The 16,937-nt window shown below is 60.3% G+C and carries 16 protein-coding genes; 14 read left to right on the top strand and 2 right to left on the bottom strand.

The genetic code is table 11. The features are described 5' to 3' along the window. Nucleotides 1–37: 37 nt before the first annotated feature. On the top strand, nt 38–1,090 hold the full coding sequence (locus LC094_RS15515; protein ID WP_226553706.1) for a 2,3-butanediol dehydrogenase: 1,053 nt from the start codon (nt 38–40) through the stop codon (nt 1,088–1,090). Between the two features lie 98 nt (nt 1,091–1,188). Here the strand turns inward: LC094_RS15515 and LC094_RS15510 are convergent, their stop codons facing one another. Next, complete coding sequence (locus LC094_RS15510) at nt 1,189–1,950, bottom strand: DeoR/GlpR family DNA-binding transcription regulator (protein WP_226553705.1); 762 nt, start codon at nt 1,948–1,950, stop codon at nt 1,189–1,191. 236 nt (nt 1,951–2,186) lie between these two features. On the opposite strand from LC094_RS15510, the gene glpD reads away from it, so the two are divergent. The 12 genes from glpD (at nt 2,187) to LC094_RS15450 (ending at nt 15,630) form a co-directional block, all read left to right on the top strand. Continuing rightward, nucleotides 2,187–3,797 (top strand): glycerol-3-phosphate dehydrogenase, encoded by a 1,611-nt coding sequence (gene glpD / locus LC094_RS15505; protein WP_226553704.1) that lies wholly within the window; start codon nt 2,187–2,189, stop codon nt 3,795–3,797. Nucleotides 3,798–3,839: 42 nt separating this feature from the next. Further along, the gene (locus LC094_RS15500; RefSeq protein WP_226553703.1) at nt 3,840–4,928 is read left to right on the top strand and encodes an ABC transporter ATP-binding protein; all 1,089 of its coding nucleotides are present in this window, start codon (nt 3,840–3,842) and stop codon (nt 4,926–4,928) included. 12 nt (nt 4,929–4,940) lie between these two features. Beyond that, the gene (locus tag LC094_RS15495; RefSeq protein ID WP_226553702.1) at nt 4,941–6,026 is read left to right on the top strand and encodes an ABC transporter ATP-binding protein; all 1,086 of its coding nucleotides are present in this window, start codon (nt 4,941–4,943) and stop codon (nt 6,024–6,026) included. Further along, nucleotides 6,026–6,898, top strand: coding sequence for a carbohydrate ABC transporter permease (locus LC094_RS15490; protein WP_207020869.1), 873 nt, complete (start codon nt 6,026–6,028; stop codon nt 6,896–6,898). The genes LC094_RS15495 and LC094_RS15490 overlap by 1 nt, the downstream gene beginning before the upstream one ends. A 1-nt stretch (nt 6,899) precedes the next feature. Further along, nucleotides 6,900–7,751, top strand: coding sequence for a carbohydrate ABC transporter permease (locus LC094_RS15485; RefSeq protein WP_066708846.1), 852 nt, complete (start codon nt 6,900–6,902; stop codon nt 7,749–7,751). A gap of 15 nt (nt 7,752–7,766) precedes the next feature. After that, complete coding sequence (locus tag LC094_RS15480) at nt 7,767–8,039, top strand: DUF2160 domain-containing protein (protein ID WP_226553701.1); 273 nt, start codon at nt 7,767–7,769, stop codon at nt 8,037–8,039. A 57-nt stretch (nt 8,040–8,096) separates the two neighbouring features. Further along, a complete protein-coding gene (locus LC094_RS15475; RefSeq protein ID WP_226553700.1) occupies nt 8,097–9,803 on the top strand; it encodes an ABC transporter substrate-binding protein in 1,707 nt (568 codons plus the stop codon). A 104-nt stretch (nt 9,804–9,907) separates the two neighbouring features. Next, nucleotides 9,908–11,392, top strand: a complete 1,485-nt coding sequence (gene glpK / locus LC094_RS15470) for a glycerol kinase GlpK (RefSeq protein ID WP_226553699.1) — start codon at nt 9,908–9,910, stop codon at nt 11,390–11,392. After that, nucleotides 11,392–12,549 carry an iron-containing alcohol dehydrogenase gene (locus LC094_RS15465; RefSeq protein ID WP_226553698.1) on the top strand — a complete coding sequence of 386 codons (1,158 nt, stop codon included), beginning with the start codon at nt 11,392–11,394 and terminating at the stop codon, nt 12,547–12,549. The genes glpK and LC094_RS15465 overlap by 1 nt, the downstream gene beginning before the upstream one ends. A 131-nt stretch (nt 12,550–12,680) precedes the next feature. Further along, on the top strand, nt 12,681–13,661 hold the full coding sequence (locus LC094_RS15460; protein WP_226553697.1) for a Bug family tripartite tricarboxylate transporter substrate binding protein: 981 nt from the start codon (nt 12,681–12,683) through the stop codon (nt 13,659–13,661). Between the two features lie 3 nt (nt 13,662–13,664). After that, the gene (locus LC094_RS15455) at nt 13,665–14,108 is read left to right on the top strand and encodes a tripartite tricarboxylate transporter TctB family protein (RefSeq protein WP_226553696.1); all 444 of its coding nucleotides are present in this window, start codon (nt 13,665–13,667) and stop codon (nt 14,106–14,108) included. Nucleotides 14,109–14,121: 13 nt separating this feature from the next. After that, complete coding sequence (locus LC094_RS15450; protein ID WP_226553695.1) at nt 14,122–15,630, top strand: tripartite tricarboxylate transporter permease; 1,509 nt, start codon at nt 14,122–14,124, stop codon at nt 15,628–15,630. Here LC094_RS15450 and LC094_RS15445 read toward each other — a convergent pair. Continuing rightward, a complete protein-coding gene (locus LC094_RS15445; protein ID WP_226553694.1) occupies nt 15,563–15,760 on the bottom strand; it encodes a hypothetical protein in 198 nt (65 codons plus the stop codon). The two genes, LC094_RS15450 and LC094_RS15445, sit on opposite strands and share 68 nt — an antisense overlap. Nucleotides 15,761–16,107: 347 nt before the next feature. Between LC094_RS15445 and LC094_RS15440 the strand changes: the two genes are divergently transcribed. Continuing rightward, complete coding sequence (locus LC094_RS15440; RefSeq protein ID WP_226553693.1) at nt 16,108–16,911, top strand: helix-turn-helix domain-containing protein; 804 nt, start codon at nt 16,108–16,110, stop codon at nt 16,909–16,911. Nucleotides 16,912–16,937: the final 26 nt, after the last annotated feature.

Below are 16,937 nucleotides of genomic sequence, written 5' to 3'. Positions count from 1 at the left end.
CCCGGGCGCAGACTTTACGAACCTAAGGAGAACCACAATGAAAGCAGCACGCTGGCATGGCGTCAAAGATATCCGCGTCGAAGACATCCCCGAACCCTCCCCGGCAGCGGGCGAGGTCAAGATCAAGGTGGCCTGGACCGGAATTTGCGGCAGCGACCTGCACGAATATCTCGCCGGGCCGATTTTCGTCCCCGTGGACGAAGAGCACCCGCTCAGCCATGACAAGGCGCCGATCACCATGGGCCACGAATACTGTGGCGAGATCACCGAATTGGGCGCGGGTGTGACCGGGCTTGCGGTTGGCGACCGGGTTGCCATCGAACCGATCTTTGCCTGCGGCACCTGCCCCGCCTGTCATGAGGGCAAATACAATCTTTGTGACAGCCTTGGCTTTGTCGGCCTTTCGGGCGGCCATGGTGGCTTTGCCGCCTTCTCGGTCGTGCCCGCAGGCATGGTGCACAAAATGCCGGATGCCCTGTCGATGGAGCAAGGCGCGCTGGTCGAACCGGCGGCCGTCGCGCTCCACGCGGTGCGCATGTCCAAGATCAAGGCTGGCGACACGGCTGCGGTCTTTGGGGCTGGCCCGATCGGTCTCTTGGTCGTCGAGGCGCTGCGCGTTGCCGGTGCGGCCCAGATCCATGTGGTCGAACCCTCGCCCGAGCGCCGCGAAAAGGCATTGGAATTGGGCGCGACCAGCGCCATCGACCCGATGTCGACCGATCCGGTGGAGACGATCCGCACGGCCACCGGCGGCGTCAACGTGGCCTTCGAAGTGACCGGGGTGCCGCGCGTGCTGCCGCAATGCATCGACAGCACGCGGCACGAAGGCCAGACCTTGATCGTATCGATCTGGGAGGGCGATGCCGCGTTCCAGCCCAACACCGCCGTGCTGAAGGAGCGTCAGCTTCTGGGCACCATCGCCTATCGCAACATCTATCCAGCGGTGATGGAGCTTATGACCCAGGGCTATTTCAGCGCCGACAAGCTGGTGACCAAGCGCATCTCCATCGACGAGATCGTCGATCAGGGGTTCGAGGCCCTCGTGGCGGAAAAATCTCAGGTCAAGATTCTCGTCCAGGCCCCGGTGTGATGTACGCGATTGAGCGGCGCTCAGAACGTTGCTTGAGCCGCCCCTGAACACCCTGACGGCCCCGTGCGATGCGCGGGGCCGCAATGCTAAGACCGACGCTAACCGCCCGCAACCACCTCGGTGTTCCAGCTTTTGCAGGCTTGGGACAGTTCGGCCGGAACGGCGTGATCGGTGAAATACACGTCGATGTCGGACAGCGATGCGATCCTTGCGGGGGCGCTTCTGGAGAATTTGGTGTGATCCGCGACGAGAAAAACCTTGCGCGATTGCCGCAGGATCGTCTGGCTCACACTGACCTCCTGAATGTCGAAATCCAAAAGATCGCCATCGCGGTCGAGCGCGGAACAGCCGATGACCGCCAGATCGAATTTGAATTGGCGGATGGTCTCTGCGGCCAGATTGCCGACCAAGCCACCATCGGACCGCCGCAAATGCCCGCCGGTCACAATGACTTCGCAATTGCTGTTCCCGGCCAGAATGTTGGCGACATTCATATTGTTGGTGACGACCATCAAATCCCTGTGCTGCAACAACTCCTGCGCGACGGCTTCCGTGCTCGTCCCAATGTTGAGAAACAACGAAATCCCGTTGGGAATCCGCGACGCACAGGCCCGCGCGATCGCGATTTTGGCCTCCGCGTTCAACTGCCGCCGATCTTCGTACCCGATATTGATTGTGCCGGACGCCAGCACCGCCCCGCCATGCACCCGCTCGACACGCCCCAGTTCCGCCAATTCCGACAGGTCGCGGCGAATGGTTTGAAGCGTGACACCAAAATGCTCTGCCAGCCGCTCGACCGTGACCTTCCCCTCTTTACGTGTCATTTCGAGAATCTCGGGGTGACGAAAGTTGTTGGACATAGATGTTCGCTTTGCTTCGTTTCTGTGGCGTCATGGGAAAAAGACGCGAAAACCCGATGCGAATCCAGTCAATTCATTGCCGCACCCGCGTAGATTCTCTTATCTTTTCTTCGCAGTTGCAGAAATATCTATCCTAACCCGTTGATTTTCCTCAATCGAACAAAAACGAAAACAAATACCTTGCGTTTTTGACCTTTTCGACCCAACGTTAGCGCCAGAACTTGGGAGGAAAGCCTGTGCAGGGGAATGACAGCACACATCCCGTCGATCTCTTTGTGATCGGCGGCGGCATCAATGGCTGTGGCATTGCGCGCGACGCGGCGGGACGGGGATTTTCCGTGACGCTCGCGGAGATGAGTGATCTGGCCTCTGCGACCTCGTCTTCCTCCACAAAACTCTTCCACGGTGGGCTACGCTATCTCGAATATTTCGAGTTTCGACTGGTCCGTGAGGCTTTGATCGAGCGCGAAATTCTCCTGCGGGCCATGCCGCACATCAGTTGGCCAATGCGTTTTGTCCTTCCTTATCATAAGGATATGCGCTTCGAATCCGAAACGCCGACCTCGAAACTTTTGTCTGTCGTGATGCCTTGGATGAAGGGGCGTCGTCCGGCATGGCTGATCCGGCTTGGCCTGTTTCTCTATGATCATCTGGGCGGGCGCAAAATCCTGCCGGGCACGGAAACCATCGGCCTGACGGGAACGCCCGAGGGCGCGCCGCTGCAGGAACGCTTTGCCAAAGCCTATGAATATTCCGATTGCTGGGTCGAGGATTCCCGCCTTGTGATCCTCAATGCCCGCGACGCAGCGGCACGCGGCGCGGCGATTCTGACCCGCACCAAAGTGACCCGTGCGACGCGCGAAGGCGATCTCTGGCGTGTCGAAACGAAAGATATGGAACATGGCCGCACCGCCACCCATTACGCCAAAATGCTGGTGAATGCGGGCGGGCCTTGGGTCGGCGACGTGATTCACGACAAAATCGACCTGCCGTCGAAAGAGGGCGTGCGACTTGTGCGCGGCAGCCATATCGTGACCCGCAAGCTCTACGATCACGACAAATGCTATTTCTTTCAGGGCACCGACGGGCGGATCATTTTCGCCATTCCCTATGAGACGGATTTCACCCTGATCGGCACCACGGACGCCGAGCACAGCGATCCGTCACTCAAACCTACCTGTACCGAAGAAGAGCGCGACTATCTGATCGCCTTTGCCAACAAATATTTCAAAGCGCCGATCAGCGCCGAGGATGTGGTCTGGAGCTATTCCGGCGTCCGCCCGCTCTACGATGACGGAGCGTCATCGGCGACAGCGGCAACGCGGGACTATACGCTCAAGGTCGATGCAGAGGGCGGTGCGCCGGTGCTCAACATCTTCGGGGGGAAAATCACGACCTATCGGCGGCTGGCGGAAAGCGCGCTTGAGAAAATCTCGGAACACCTGCCGAACGCAAAGGGGCCGAATGCAAAAGGACGCTGGACGGCAGGTGTGCCGCTCGCAGGCGGGGATTTCCCGGTCGACGGGTTTGACCGGCTCGTCTCCGAACTTCGTGCGCAATTCGGGTTTCTGACGCCGTTCTGGGCGCGACGTCTGGTGCGCGCCTACGGCACCGAAGCGCGTGACATGCTGGGAGACGCAGAGAATGCCGAAGCGCTCGGACGTGATTTCGGCGCGACCCTGACCGAGACCGAAGTGACATGGCTGATGGAGCGCGAATATGCGCGCACGGCCGAGGATATTGTTTGGCGCCGCTCGAAACTTGGGCTGCGTCTGGATGAAACGCAGATCCATGATCTGGATGACTGGATGAAGACCCACCGTGCGGGGCGTGCCGCAGCTGAATAGAGCCAAAGGCCAAAGACAATAAGGCGCGGGGAGGAGGACCTAATGACGCTGGAACTGAAGGGCGTATCGAAGATCGTCGAGGGGCAAATGCATATTGCCGCGACCGATCTGACGCTCGAAAAAGGAACGATGAACGTTCTGCTGGGGCCGACCCTCTCGGGGAAGACCTCGCTGATGCGTCTGATGGCCGGGCTCGATCAACCGAGCGCCGGGAAAATTTTCTGGGACGGCCAAGACGTCACCGGCATGCGGGTGCAGGATCGCAAGGTTGCGATGGTGTATCAGCAATTCATCAACTACCCCTCGATGAGCGTTTACGACAACATCGCCTCGCCGATGAAGCTGATGGGCGTGGACAAGGCGGAGATCGACGCGCGTGTGCGGGAAACGGCGGAGCTGATGAAGCTGACGCCGATGCTGGACCGCAAACCTCTGGAACTGTCAGGCGGGCAACAACAACGCTGTGCTCTGGCGCGGGCGTTGGTGAAAAACGCGGGCCTTGTGCTGCTGGATGAGCCGCTTGCGAACCTCGATTACAAACTGCGCGAGGAGTTGCGCGTCGAGATTCCGAAGATCTTTGAGGCCTCCGGCTCGATCTTTGTCTATGCCACGACGGAGCCCGAAGAGGCGCTTTTGCTCGGCGGCAATACCGCGACGCTCTGGGAGGGCCGCGTGACGCAATTCGGGCCGACGCCCGAGGTCTATCGCCAGCCGGTGGACGCCACGACGGCGCGGGTGTTCTCCGATCCGCCGATGAATTTCCTGCAAATCTCCAAGACCGGCGATCGGTTGATGTTCGGTGAGGGACAAAGCGCGCAGGCGACCGGCAAGCTCGCCGATCTGGCGGATGGGCGCTACACCGCCGGGTTCCGTCCGAACCATCTCGAAATCACGCAGCACGCTGAAAACGCAATGAAATTCACAACGAACTTGCATGTGACGGAGCTGACCGGGTCGGAAACTTTTGTCCACCTCGATCACCATGGCGCGCGTTGGGTCGGGTTGATCCACGGCGTGCACGATCTCGAGATTGGCGCCGCGCTCGATGTCTGGCTCGATCCGCGTCATGTCTATGTGTTCGGCGAAGACGGGGGGCTGGTTGCGCCCGCCGCCTATGCGATGGCAGCGTGAGGAGGCGCGATCATGGCTAGAATTACACTCGACAACCTTGCGCATTCTTACAATCCGACGCCTGCGTCGCAGGACGACTATGCGCTCAAGGAACTGAATTACGACTGGGAAGACGGCGAGGCCTATGCGCTTTTGGGCTCGTCAGGCTGTGGCAAGTCCACGTTGCTCAATATCATCTCGGGGCTGTTGATGCCCTCGCAGGGGCGCATCCTGTTCGACGGCAAAGACGTCACCCGCGCCCCCACGGCGGAACGCAACATCGCGCAGGTGTTCCAATTCCCGGTGGTCTACGACACGATGACCGTGCACGACAATCTGGCCTTTCCGCTCCGCAACCGGGGCCGCGACGAGACCTATGTGGCCGAGCGCGTTCAGGAAATCGCGCGTATGATCGGCATGGAAGACATGCTGCGCAAAAAGGCGCGGGGCCTTGGTGCGGATGCCAAGCAAAAGATCTCTCTTGGGCGTGGCATGGTGCGCAAGGACGTGAATGCGCTTTTGTTCGACGAACCCCTGACCGTGATCGACCCGCATATGAAATGGGAACTCAGAACCCAGCTCAAAAAGCTGCACCACGACTTCGGCCATACGATGATCTATGTGACCCACGACCAGACGGAGGCGCTGACCTTCGCCGATAAGGTGGTGGTGATGTATGACGGACGCGTGGTTCAGATCGGCACGCCTGAGGAGTTGTTCGAACGGCCCGCGCATACCTTTGTGGGCTATTTCATCGGCTCGCCGGGCATGAACGTGATCCCCGCCAAGGTCGAGGGCACGAAAGCCTATATCAACGGCTCGGAAATTGCGCTCGGCGCGGGTTATGCGCCGGTGAGCGGCAAGGTGGAGATCGGCGTGCGGCCCGAGTTCGCGCGGTTGAGCGAAAGCGAAGGCCTGCCCGTGAAAGTGCGCCGCGTCGAGGATGCCGGGCGTCACAAGATCATCCGTGCCGAATTCTTTGGCCAAGACATCAACATCATCGCAGGCGAGGACGATCCCGTGCGCGCGGACATGACCCGCGTCACCTTCGATCCGGCGCGCGTGAATGTCTACGCAAACGACTGGCGTGTGGCGCCGCAAGGCGGGGAGGCCGCGTGATGCAACAGAAAACAACCAATCACAAAGCATGGTTCCTTGTGCTGCCGGTCTTGGTGCTTGTGGCGTTCTCCGCCGTGATCCCGCTCATGACGGTGGTGAACTATTCCGTGCAGGACACCTTCGGCAACAACCAGTTCTTCTGGGCGGGGCTTGAGTGGTTCCAGGAGATGCTCTCGGACGAGCGCATGTGGAACGCGCTGCAACGTCAGCTGATGTTCTCCGGCATCATCCTCGCCATCGAAATTCCGCTCGGTATTTTCGTGGCGCTCAACATGCCGAAATCGGGCTTTTGGTCCTCCTTCTGCCTCGTGGTCATGTCGCTGCCGCTTTTGATCCCCTGGAACGTGGTCGGCACGATCTGGCAGATTTTCGGCCGCGTTGACATTGGCCTTCTGGGCTACACGCTCGACGCGCTTGGGATCGACTACAACTACACGCAGGACACGATCTCCGCCTGGATCACAATCATCGTGATGGATGTCTGGCACTGGACGTCGCTCGTGGCACTTCTGGCCTTTGCCGGTCTCAAATCCATCCCCGACGCCTATTATCAGGCCGCACGGATTGACCAAGCGAACCGTTGGAAAGTGTTCCGTTTCATCGAACTGCCCAAGATGATGGGCGTGTTGATGATCGCGATCCTGCTGCGCTTTATGGACAGCTTCATGATCTACACCGAGCCCTTCGTGGTGACGGGCGGTGGTCCGGGCAATGCGACGACGCTTTTGTCCATCGACCTCGTCAAGATGGCTCTCGGCCAGTTCGATCTCGGACCCGCAGCCGCCTTCTCTTTGATGTATTTCCTCGTGATCCTGTTGATTTCATGGGTGTTCTACACCGTCATGGTCAACCTCGACAAAAAGGGCATGTAAGATGACGGACGCAACCGCACTCACACCCGCCACCCGCGCGCGCAGCCTCCCCAAGGTGAAGGGCCGCGCCGTGGTGATGACGCTCTATCTTCTGTTTCTCATGTTGCCGATCTACTGGCTGTTGAACATGAGCCTGAAGACCAACACGGAAATTCTTGGCAGCTTCTCGCTCTGGCCACAAAACCTGACGTTCGAGAACTACGTCACGATCCTCACCGACGAGGCGTGGTATATGGGCTACGTCAACTCGATGATCTATGTGGTGATGAACACGGTGATCTCGCTCGCTGTCGCGCTGCCCGCCGCCTATGCGTTTTCGCGCTACAATTTCCTGGGCGACAAACACCTGTTCTTCTGGCTTTTGACGAACCGCATGGCGCCGCCGGCCGTCTTCGCCCTGCCCTTCTTTCAGCTCTATTCCTCGATCGGGCTGTTCGACACGCATATCGCCGTGGCTCTGGCGCATTGTCTCTTTAACGTGCCGCTCGCCGTCTGGATCCTCGAAGGCTTCATGCGCGGAGTGCCGAAGGAAATCGACGAGACCGCCTATATCGACGGCTACGGCTTTGGGCGCTTCTTCGTAAAGATCTTCATGCCGCTCATCGCCTCGGGCATCGGTGTGGCTGCGTTCTTCTGCTTCATGTTTTCTTGGGTCGAACTGCTGCTCTCGCGCACGCTGACCTCGGTGGACGCCAAACCCATCGCCGCCACAATGACCCGCACCGTGGGTGCGGCAGGCGTCGACTGGGGCGTGCTGGCCGCCGCAGGGGTGCTCACCATCGTGCCGGGCGCGCTCGTGATCTACTTCGTGCGCAATTACATCGCCAAGGGCTTTGCCCTCGGTCGGGTCTAAGAGGAGGAATTCGACATGGACTGGATGGCATGGACATGGCCGACCGCCGCCTTTTTCGGAACGATTGCAACGCTTTTGGTGATCTTCACCATTCTGGCGATCAAATTTCCCGAAACGCCGCGCGTTGGCGTCTTGGGCATCGAGACCACGCGGGGGGATCGTTTGTTCATCACCCTTCTGGGCTCGGCCTTCATCAATCTTGCATGGCTCGGTCTAGTCGGCGCCAACCAAGCGCTCGCGCTTGCCGTTTGCCTGATCTTTGCAGCCATCGTCTTTCGCTGGGTCTGAGGAGGCCCCGCGACGGATCGACACCTAAAAACAAAGGTTCACATAGGGAGGAAACCAATGAACCATCGTCTCAAGACAACCACCGCACTGGCGTTAGGCCTCGGCCTTTTGTCGGTGCCCGCTTTCGCCGATATGGATGCGGCCAAGGCCTTCCTCGATGCGGAAATCGGCGATCAGTCGGCGCTGTCCCGCGCCGATCAAGAAGCCGAAATGCAGTGGTTCATCGACGCGGCCCAGCCCTTTGCGGGCATGGAGATCAAAGTGGTCTCCGAGACCATCACCACGCACGAATATGAATCTCAGGTGCTCGCCCCCGCGTTCGAGGCCATCACCGGCATCAAAATCACCCACGACCTGATCGGCGAAGGCGATGTGGTCGAGAAACTGCAAACTCAGATGCAGTCGGGCGAAAACATCTATGACGCCTATGTCAACGACAGCGACCTGATCGGCACCCACTGGCGCTATCAACAGGTGCGCAACCTCACCGACTGGATGGCGAACGAAGGCGCGGATGTGACCAACCCGGGTCTCGATCTCGACGACTACATCGGCACGCAATTCACCACCGCACCCGATGGCAAACTCTATCAGCTGCCCGACCAGCAATTCGCGAACCTTTACTGGTTCCGCTACGATTGGTTCACCGATCCCGCAATCATGGCTGAGTTCAAAGAGAAATACGGCTACGATCTCGGTGTTCCGGTCAACTGGTCGGCCTATGAGGACATTGCCGAATTCTTCACCGGTCGCAATATCGACGGCGTCGAGGTCTATGGCTCGATGGACTACGGCAAGAAAGACCCGTCCTTGGGCTGGCGCTACACCGACGCATGGATGTCCATGGCCGGGATGGGCGACAAGGGCGAACCTAACGGCCTTCCGGTCGATGAATGGGGCATCCGCGTGAACGAGAACTCGCAACCTGTCGGCGCCTGTATGGCACGCGGCGGCGCGGCGAACTCTCCGGCGGCGGTCTATGCGGTGGAGAAAGCCATCGACTGGCTGAACAAATACTCGCCGCCCTCCGCCATGGGCATGACCTTCTCGGAGGCCGGTCCGGTTCCGGGTCAGGGCAACATCGCGCAACAGATGTTCATGTACACCACCTTCGTCGCGCCTCTGGTCGACAGCCCGGCGGTGATGAACGAGGATGGCACCCCGAAATGGCGTCTCGCCCCCAGCCCGCATGGCGTCTACTGGGAAGACGGCATGAAGGTCGGCTATCAGGACGTGGGGTCCTGGACGCTGATGAAATCCACGCCGGATGATCGCGCCAAAGCCGCTTGGCTCTACGCACAATTCGTGGGCTCCAAGACCGTCGACGTGAAGAAATCCCATGTCGGTCTGACCTTTACCCGCGAATCCACCATCCAGCATGAGAGCTTCTCCGATCGTGCGCCGAAACTTGGCGGTCTCGTCGAGTTCTACCGCTCGCCCGACCGCGTGCGCTGGTCGCCCACCGGCACCAACGTTCCGGATTACCCGAAGCTCGCCCAGCTGTGGTGGCAGAACATCGGCGACGCGATGTCCGGCGCGAAATCCGCACAGGATGCACTCGACAGCCTTTGCTCTGACATGGAACGCGTGATGGAGCGTCTCGAACGTGCGGGGATCCAAGGCGATCTTGGTCCGGTCATGAACGACGAGAAAGACGCCGCCGAATGGCTCGCCATGGAAGGCGCGCCGAAACCGGCCATCGAGAACGAACGCGAGGAGCCGCAAACCGTCTCCTACGACGAACTCGTCGCCTCCTGGCAGTAAGTTCAGAAAGAGGGCGGGATCACCGCCCTCTTTTACCCCCCTCTTTTCCGTCCAGCGCTGGTGGCATAGCCTTGGACCGAGCAGAGACCACCAAGGAGATGCATGTGACCTATATTCTTGCCATCGATCAGGGCACCACATCGACCCGCGCCATTCTGTTTGACGGAGATTTGTCCGTCACAGCCACCGCGCAGGAAGAATTCGAACAGCATTTCCCCAAAAGCGGCTGGGTCGAACATGATGCCTTCGATCTATGGTCCACCACGGCGGCCACCTGTCGTGCGGCGATCGAGAAATCCTCGGCCGACGTGTCACAAATCGCCGCCATCGGCATCACCAACCAGCGCGAAACCACGCTTGTCTGGGACAAGACCACCGGCCAGCCGGTCTACAATGCCATCGTCTGGCAGGACCGCCGCACCTCCGAGCTGTGCAAGACGCTTAAGGCGGAGGGCTTTGAAGAGGTCGTCACGGAAAAGACCGGGCTGTTGCTCGATCCCTATTTCTCGGCGACGAAACTCAAATGGATTCTCGACAACGTGGAAGGCGCGCGAGACCGCGCCGAGGCGGGCGAGCTATTGTTTGGCACGGTTGACAGCTGGCTGGTGTGGAAACTGACGGGCGGCAAGGTCCACGCCACCGACGCCACCAACGCCGCGCGCACCATGCTTTACGACATCCGCAAAGGCCATTGGTCCACAACCATTTGCAAACGCTTCGACATTCCGATGGCGATGCTGCCAGAGGTGCGCGATTGCGATGCCGATTTCGGCGAAACCCGCCCCGATCTCTTTGGCCGTCCGATCCCGATTTTGGGCATCGCGGGCGACCAGCAGGCGGCCACCATCGGTCAGGCCTGTTTCAAACCGGGCATGGTGAAATCGACCTATGGCACAGGCTGTTTCGCGCTTTTGAACACGGGCGAGACGCCGGTGATGTCGCAAAACCGGCTCTTGACCACCATCGCCTACCGCATCGGCGGCAAGACGACCTATGCGCTCGAAGGGTCGATCTTTATCGCCGGTGCCGTGGTGCAATGGCTGCGCGACGGGCTGAAAATCATCCGCGAAGCCTCCGAGACCCAGCCCTTGGCCGAAAGCGCCGACAAAACGCAGGACCTGATCCTTGTGCCCGCCTTCACGGGGCTTGGCGCGCCCTATTGGAATGCGGAATGCCGCGGCGCGATGTTCGGGATGACACGCAACTCAGGCCCAGCGGAATTTGCCCGCGCCGCGCTTGAAAGCGTCGGCTATCAAACCCGCGACCTCTTAGAGGCCATGCATGCCGATTGGCAGGGCGACGCCACCACGGCACTGCGCGTCGATGGCGGCATGAGTGCCTCGGATTTCGCGATGCAATTCCTGTCCGACATCATTTCCGCGCCCGTCGACCGCCCCAAAGTCCTTGAGACCACGGCCATGGGCGCCGCCTGGCTCGCCGGTCAGCGGGCGGGCGTCTATCCCGACATGGAGGGCTTTGCCGCCACATGGGCGCTGGAGCGCACCTTTGAGCCGACCATGGATGAGGCGACGCGTCAGACGAAATGTGACAGCTGGGCGCGCGCCGTTCGTGCCACGATGCTGGTCTGATGCCGGGTCTCGCCGACAGCCTCGCGTCCAATCCGGTCGCGGATCTCGCCTTTACCGCGCCCGCACGCTGTCTGATCGGACGTGGCGCAAAGGATCAGGTCGCAGTTTTGGTGCGCGAGAAGGGGCAAAAAATCCTCATCTTGCGCAGCGCCTCGGTGCCTTGGGCCGATGTGCTGATCGAAGAACTCGACACTCTTGGGGCACAGGTCACATCCCTTACCGCCCGAGGCGAGCCGACCGTTGATCAGGTCCGCGACGCGGTGGCCCGCGCCCGTGCGTCCGCCGCCGAGTGTATCGTCGCCATTGGCGGCGGTGCGGTGATTGATCTGGGCAAGGCGGTGTCGGGGCTATGTGTCTCCGAGGGCGATGTCATGGATCATCTCGGTCTCGGGTCAAATCCCGCGCCCAAACTCAACGCCCCGCTGCCCTTCGTGGCGATCCCGACCACCGCAGGCACCGGCGCAGAGGCCACCCGCAACGCGGTGATCGGTGTACCGGAACAAGGGCTCAAAATCAGCCTGCGCGATCCACGTCTCGTGCCGGACCTTGCGGTGGTTGATGCTTCCCTGACCGATGGTCTGCCCAAATCCCTGACCCTGTCGACCGGGTTGGATGCGCTGACACAGTTGATCGAGAGCTACCTGTCGAACCGCGCCAATCCGGTCACCGATGCCCTCGCCCGCGGCATGATCGGGCCTGCGGCCGCAGCACTTCAGACACTCATGACACATGAGGATGAAACCGCGCGCGACACTTTGGCCCAAGCCAGCTATCTGAGCGGTCTGGCGCTGGCCAATTCCGGGCTTGGGATTGTGCATGGCCTCGCCGCCGTCATCGGCAGTCGCGGGGGCGCCCATGGCGCGATCTGCGGGCGTCTGCTTCCTGCTGCACTGACGGTCAATCATGCCGCGCTGACGCAAGCAGGCAAGCCCACCGCGCGCTGCGAAGAGATCGAACGGTGGGTGCAAGACGGGCTTGGACTGCCCCTGCGCGCTTTCATTGACAGGCATGGGCTGGCCTCTCTCGCCGAGCTGCACTGCGGCCCGCCGCTTTGGGAGGAAACCGCGCGACATGCCCTCTCGGCCTCTTCCACACAGGCCAACCCTGTGCCGCTCAGTCTCGCCGAGGTGCAGCAAATTCTAAAGCTCTCCGCCTGATCCGAGGCCAAAAGCGCACGCCACTGCCGCGAAAGTTAATCCTGACGACGCCTTGCCGAATCCCGCGCTTTCCGCAATCTTGCGCGCGATTTACGGCTGTTACGCCACATATGACCCCGGGAGGCTCTACCATGATCATTTCGCGCCGCGCGGCCCTTTTGGGTGCCGCCGCCATGACGCTTTGCAAACCCGCTCTGGCACAGGACGCCACCTGGCCGAGCCAGCCTCAGCATGTCTATGTGGGCTTCCCCGCAGGCTCCTCCCCTGATCTTCTGGCCCGCATCGTGACCGAACCGCTGGCCGAGAAACTGGGTCAGCCGATCGTGATCGAAAACAAACCCGGCGCCGGTGGCGTGATCGGCATTCAGCAGATGCTGAACGCTCAGGATCAAAAGAACACCTTTGCCACCACCATCAACGGACCGCTCACCACGGCGCCGCGCCTGACGCCGAGCCTTGGCTATGACGTCGCCGAAGATATTGTTCCGGTGACCCTGATCGCGACCTCGCCGCTGGTGCTTGTCGTCGCCGCCGATTTCCCCGCCGAAGACCTCGCGGATTTTGTCCAAGCTGCGGGCAAAGAACCAGAGGCCCTCGCCTATGGATCCGTCGGCAAAGGCTCGGGCGCGCATCTGACGGCCGAGCTGTTCTCTGACCGTGCCGGTGTGGAGATGCTCCACATCCCCTTCACCTCCTATGCCGAAGTCACGACCGCGATCATTGGTCATGAAATCGATTGCGGCTTCATGGCCCCTTCTGCGGCCATGCAATATGTCGAGGCGGGCAAGGTGAAAATCCTCGGCATCACCTCCGCGACACCTTTCGCACAGGCCCCCGGCGTGCCGGTCATGGCCGGTCAGGCCGGATTGCCCGATGATTTCCGCGCCGAGCTATGGAACGCCTTCATCGCGCCCGCCGGAACGGAAGCGGCGACTGTCGACACGCTGAGCACCCATATCAATGCCATCCTTGCGGATGAGGCTGTGCAAAAGCGGTTGCTCGACATGGGCTGGCAAGCGGCCGGCGGCTCCGCCGAAGAGTTGCAACAGCGTATCGCAGAAGACACCAAGGTCTGGGGTGCCGTGCTCGACCGGATCGACGCGAAAGAGTAACCGATGAAGCGCGACATTCCTGATCTCGTTGGTGGCGTCCTTCTGGCCGCCATCGGCCTCTTCGTCGTCTTCTACACGCTGGCGCACTACGAGATTGGCTCCCTGCGCCGGATGGGGCCGGGGTTCTTTCCGACCGTGCTTGGCGCAGCCTTGGCGCTTCTGGGGGGGATGGTCGCGCTTCCTGCCTTGGCCCGGCAGGGTGAGGCAATCCACATCGCGTGGAAAGAAGGCCTCGCCGTGCTGGCGGCGATCCTGATCTTCGCCGCCGGTCTCGACCGCTTGGGGCTTGTTCTGGTGTCATTGACAAGTGTGCTGATCGCGTCGCTCGCGGCCCCGGATCGGCGGATCGGCTGGCGCATCGTGTTGGCCCTCGTGGTCACCGCGCTGTCGGTCGCGGTGTTTTCCTTCGGATTGAAAATGACCGTCCCGCTCTGGCCGGGACGATGAGAGGCGTAAGACGATGAATGGGTGGGACGGATTTCTGCACGGGCTGAGCGTCGCGACACAGCCCGGCGTGTTGATCTATTGTGTGCTCGGCGTGCTTTTGGGCACCTTCGTCGGCGTTTTGCCCGGCATCGGAGCGATGGCCACGATTTCTCTGTTGTTGCCTATCACCTATTACCTGTCCCCAGAGGCGGCTCTGGTGATGCTCGCTGGCGTCTATTACGGCTCGCAATATGGCGGGGCTGTGGCCTCCATCCTTCTGCGTCTGCCCGGCACGCCGCAGTCCGCAATCACCACGCTCGACGGCTATCCGCTGGCCCAGCAGGGGCGCGCTGGCGTGGCCCTGTTCACCTCGATGATCTCGAGCTTTGCAGGCTCTATGATTGGAATTCTCGTGCTGATCCTGCTGTCGGGCGCTTTGGCTCAGGCGGCAATTGCCTTTGGAGCGGCCGAATATGCCGCGATGATGATCCTCGGCCTTGTCGCCGCCTCGACGGTCGGCGCGAAACACCCGGCGAAAAGCATGGCTATGGTCGTGCTGGGGCTGATCCTCGGCTGTGTCGGGACGGATGTGAATTCCGGCGAACAGCGTTTTATCTTTGGCCAGACCGAGCTGATGGATGGCATCAACCTCGTGGCGCTGGCGATGGGCCTGTTTGGCGTGGCGGAGGTGATCTCCAACATTCGTGTCGCCGAACGCACCGGCGTGCCGCCGCGCGTCGCATTGCGCGATTTTCTGCCCAGCCGGGCAGAGCTGCGCCGTATCCCCTTCCCGGCCCTGCGCGGTGCCAGTCTCGGCAGTTTTTTCGGTGCGCTCCCCGGCACCGGATCGACAATTTCGTCTTTTCTCGCCTATGCCACCGAACGCCGCATCTCGCGCCGCTCAGAGCAATTCGGCAAGGGCGCGATCGAAGGCATCGCAGGGCCCGAGGCGGCCAACAACGCCGCCGCGATCAGCGCCTTCGTCCCCACGCTCTCGCTTGGCATTCCGGGCGATCCGATCATGGCCCTTATGCTGGGCGCCTTGGTCATTCACGGCGTACAGCCCGGCCCCATGATGCTCGACGCGCGCCCCGACATGTTCTGGGGCCTGATCGCGAGCTTCGGCATCGGCAACCTGTTGCTCTTGGTGCTTAACCTGCCCCTGATCGGCATCTGGGTGTCGATGCTGCGCATCCCGTTCCGCTGGCTCTACCCTGCCATCCTGATCTTTGTCAGCCTCGGCGTCTATTCGGTGCGCGGGTCGAGCTTTGACATCTTCGCCGTCGCCCTGATCGGTGTCATCGGCTACGCGCTGTCGCTGGCACGGTTCAACCCGGCGCTGTTGTTGCTGGGATTCGTTTTGGGACCTCTCATCGAAACCAACCTGCGACGCGCCCTTCTGATTGGACGGGGCGATCCGATGGTCTTCCTGCAACGCCCGATCGCCGCGGCCTTTATCCTCGCCGCCGGCGCACTCATCGTGATGGCCGTGGTACAGGTCCTGCGTCGGCGCTCCACGGATGCGGTTGAAACGGAGAGCTGACGGCCACCCTGTTCAATGGACACAAGCACGTCAGTGCGAGATCATCGATCATCCCCTCCTGACCTCCGACCATGCCACGCTTGCCCAATTCCATAAGCAATTCGCGCGCCGGGATGCCGTAGCGGTCCACCCGGACACCGGTTTCCCGCGTTGGTGGGCGATAGCCCAATGCATTGGGAGGTCAATTGGTGTATAGTGTCTTCACCAATATTGCAGAGATCATCGTGCAACTTGCGGTATGATAGACCTGACCACTGTCATCCAAAGCCAGGCGTCTGCAATTTTAGGGGCACCTCAAAAGGCTCTTCACCAATACAAAAAACAGTTCAAAGACACGTAAAAGCCAGACGCAACCTGCCATTTTTAGACGCGTTCACTCCATGGCGCACCATCGCCCTTGCACAACCTAAAGCACATCAATATTGTCTCCATTCCGGTTTAATTTTTCAGCACAAGTCGCGTTAGGAAAAGAGAAAAATGAAATCCCAGAACCTGCCGCGCAATCTCCGACTTCTACTGGGCAAATACAATTCTCTGGCCGAAGGCGCACATCACATCGGCATAAACCGACAGCAGCTGAACAAATACCTGAACGGCAGCAGCTTTCCCTCCGCGCACACGCTCGGTCGCATCGCCAAAGCGCTTGATGTCGAACTGGACATGCTGTTTGCGGACCCGGATAAATTCGACCGTGTGTCCTCAGAAATGCTGGATCTGTCGACCCCGGTCGAAGTTCAGATGAACGCCACATACAAACTGGCGATGGAGCGTAATGTCCGGGAAAGACAGACTTTGGCCACATATTGTGGAGACTACTTGTTCTATCACAGGACTGCGATGTCAGACCACAATGTGCATATCAGTTTGATCCGCATCTATCAGGAAAACCAAAAGACCTTTGCAAAGTCCCTGATGGCCCTGCGTCAGAACGGTCAGCCGCGAACTGGCATCAGAACCTACAAGCATGGCTCATTGGTGTTCCAGAACTCCGGATGTCTCCATATCCTGCGCATGTCCGATTTGAATATCGGGGATACCGATTTGGGTCTGGCAATCCTGACCTTACCGCGTCTGAAATCAGAGAAATATCTCTTTGGTCATACACTGACGACGAGCCTCAGCAAGCCGGGTACGATCGTTCCATCACAGGTTGTCTTTCAAAAGGTCACCGGCAACATCCTGGAGCTCTATCGCGAACATTGTGGCGCCTGGCCGCTTGAAAGCCCGCATCTGCCGCCCTGCGTGCGGGAGCATTTCAGCCCGCAGACATACGCCGCATAAAAGAAGAGGGGGCCTAGGCCCCCTCT

Origin of the sequence: Celeribacter naphthalenivorans (genome assembly GCF_020524585.1) — a bacterium.
In the GTDB taxonomy this organism is placed as follows: Bacteria; Pseudomonadota; Alphaproteobacteria; order Rhodobacterales; family Rhodobacteraceae; genus Celeribacter; species Celeribacter naphthalenivorans.
This window is presented reverse-complemented; position numbering and strand designations above follow the sequence as displayed.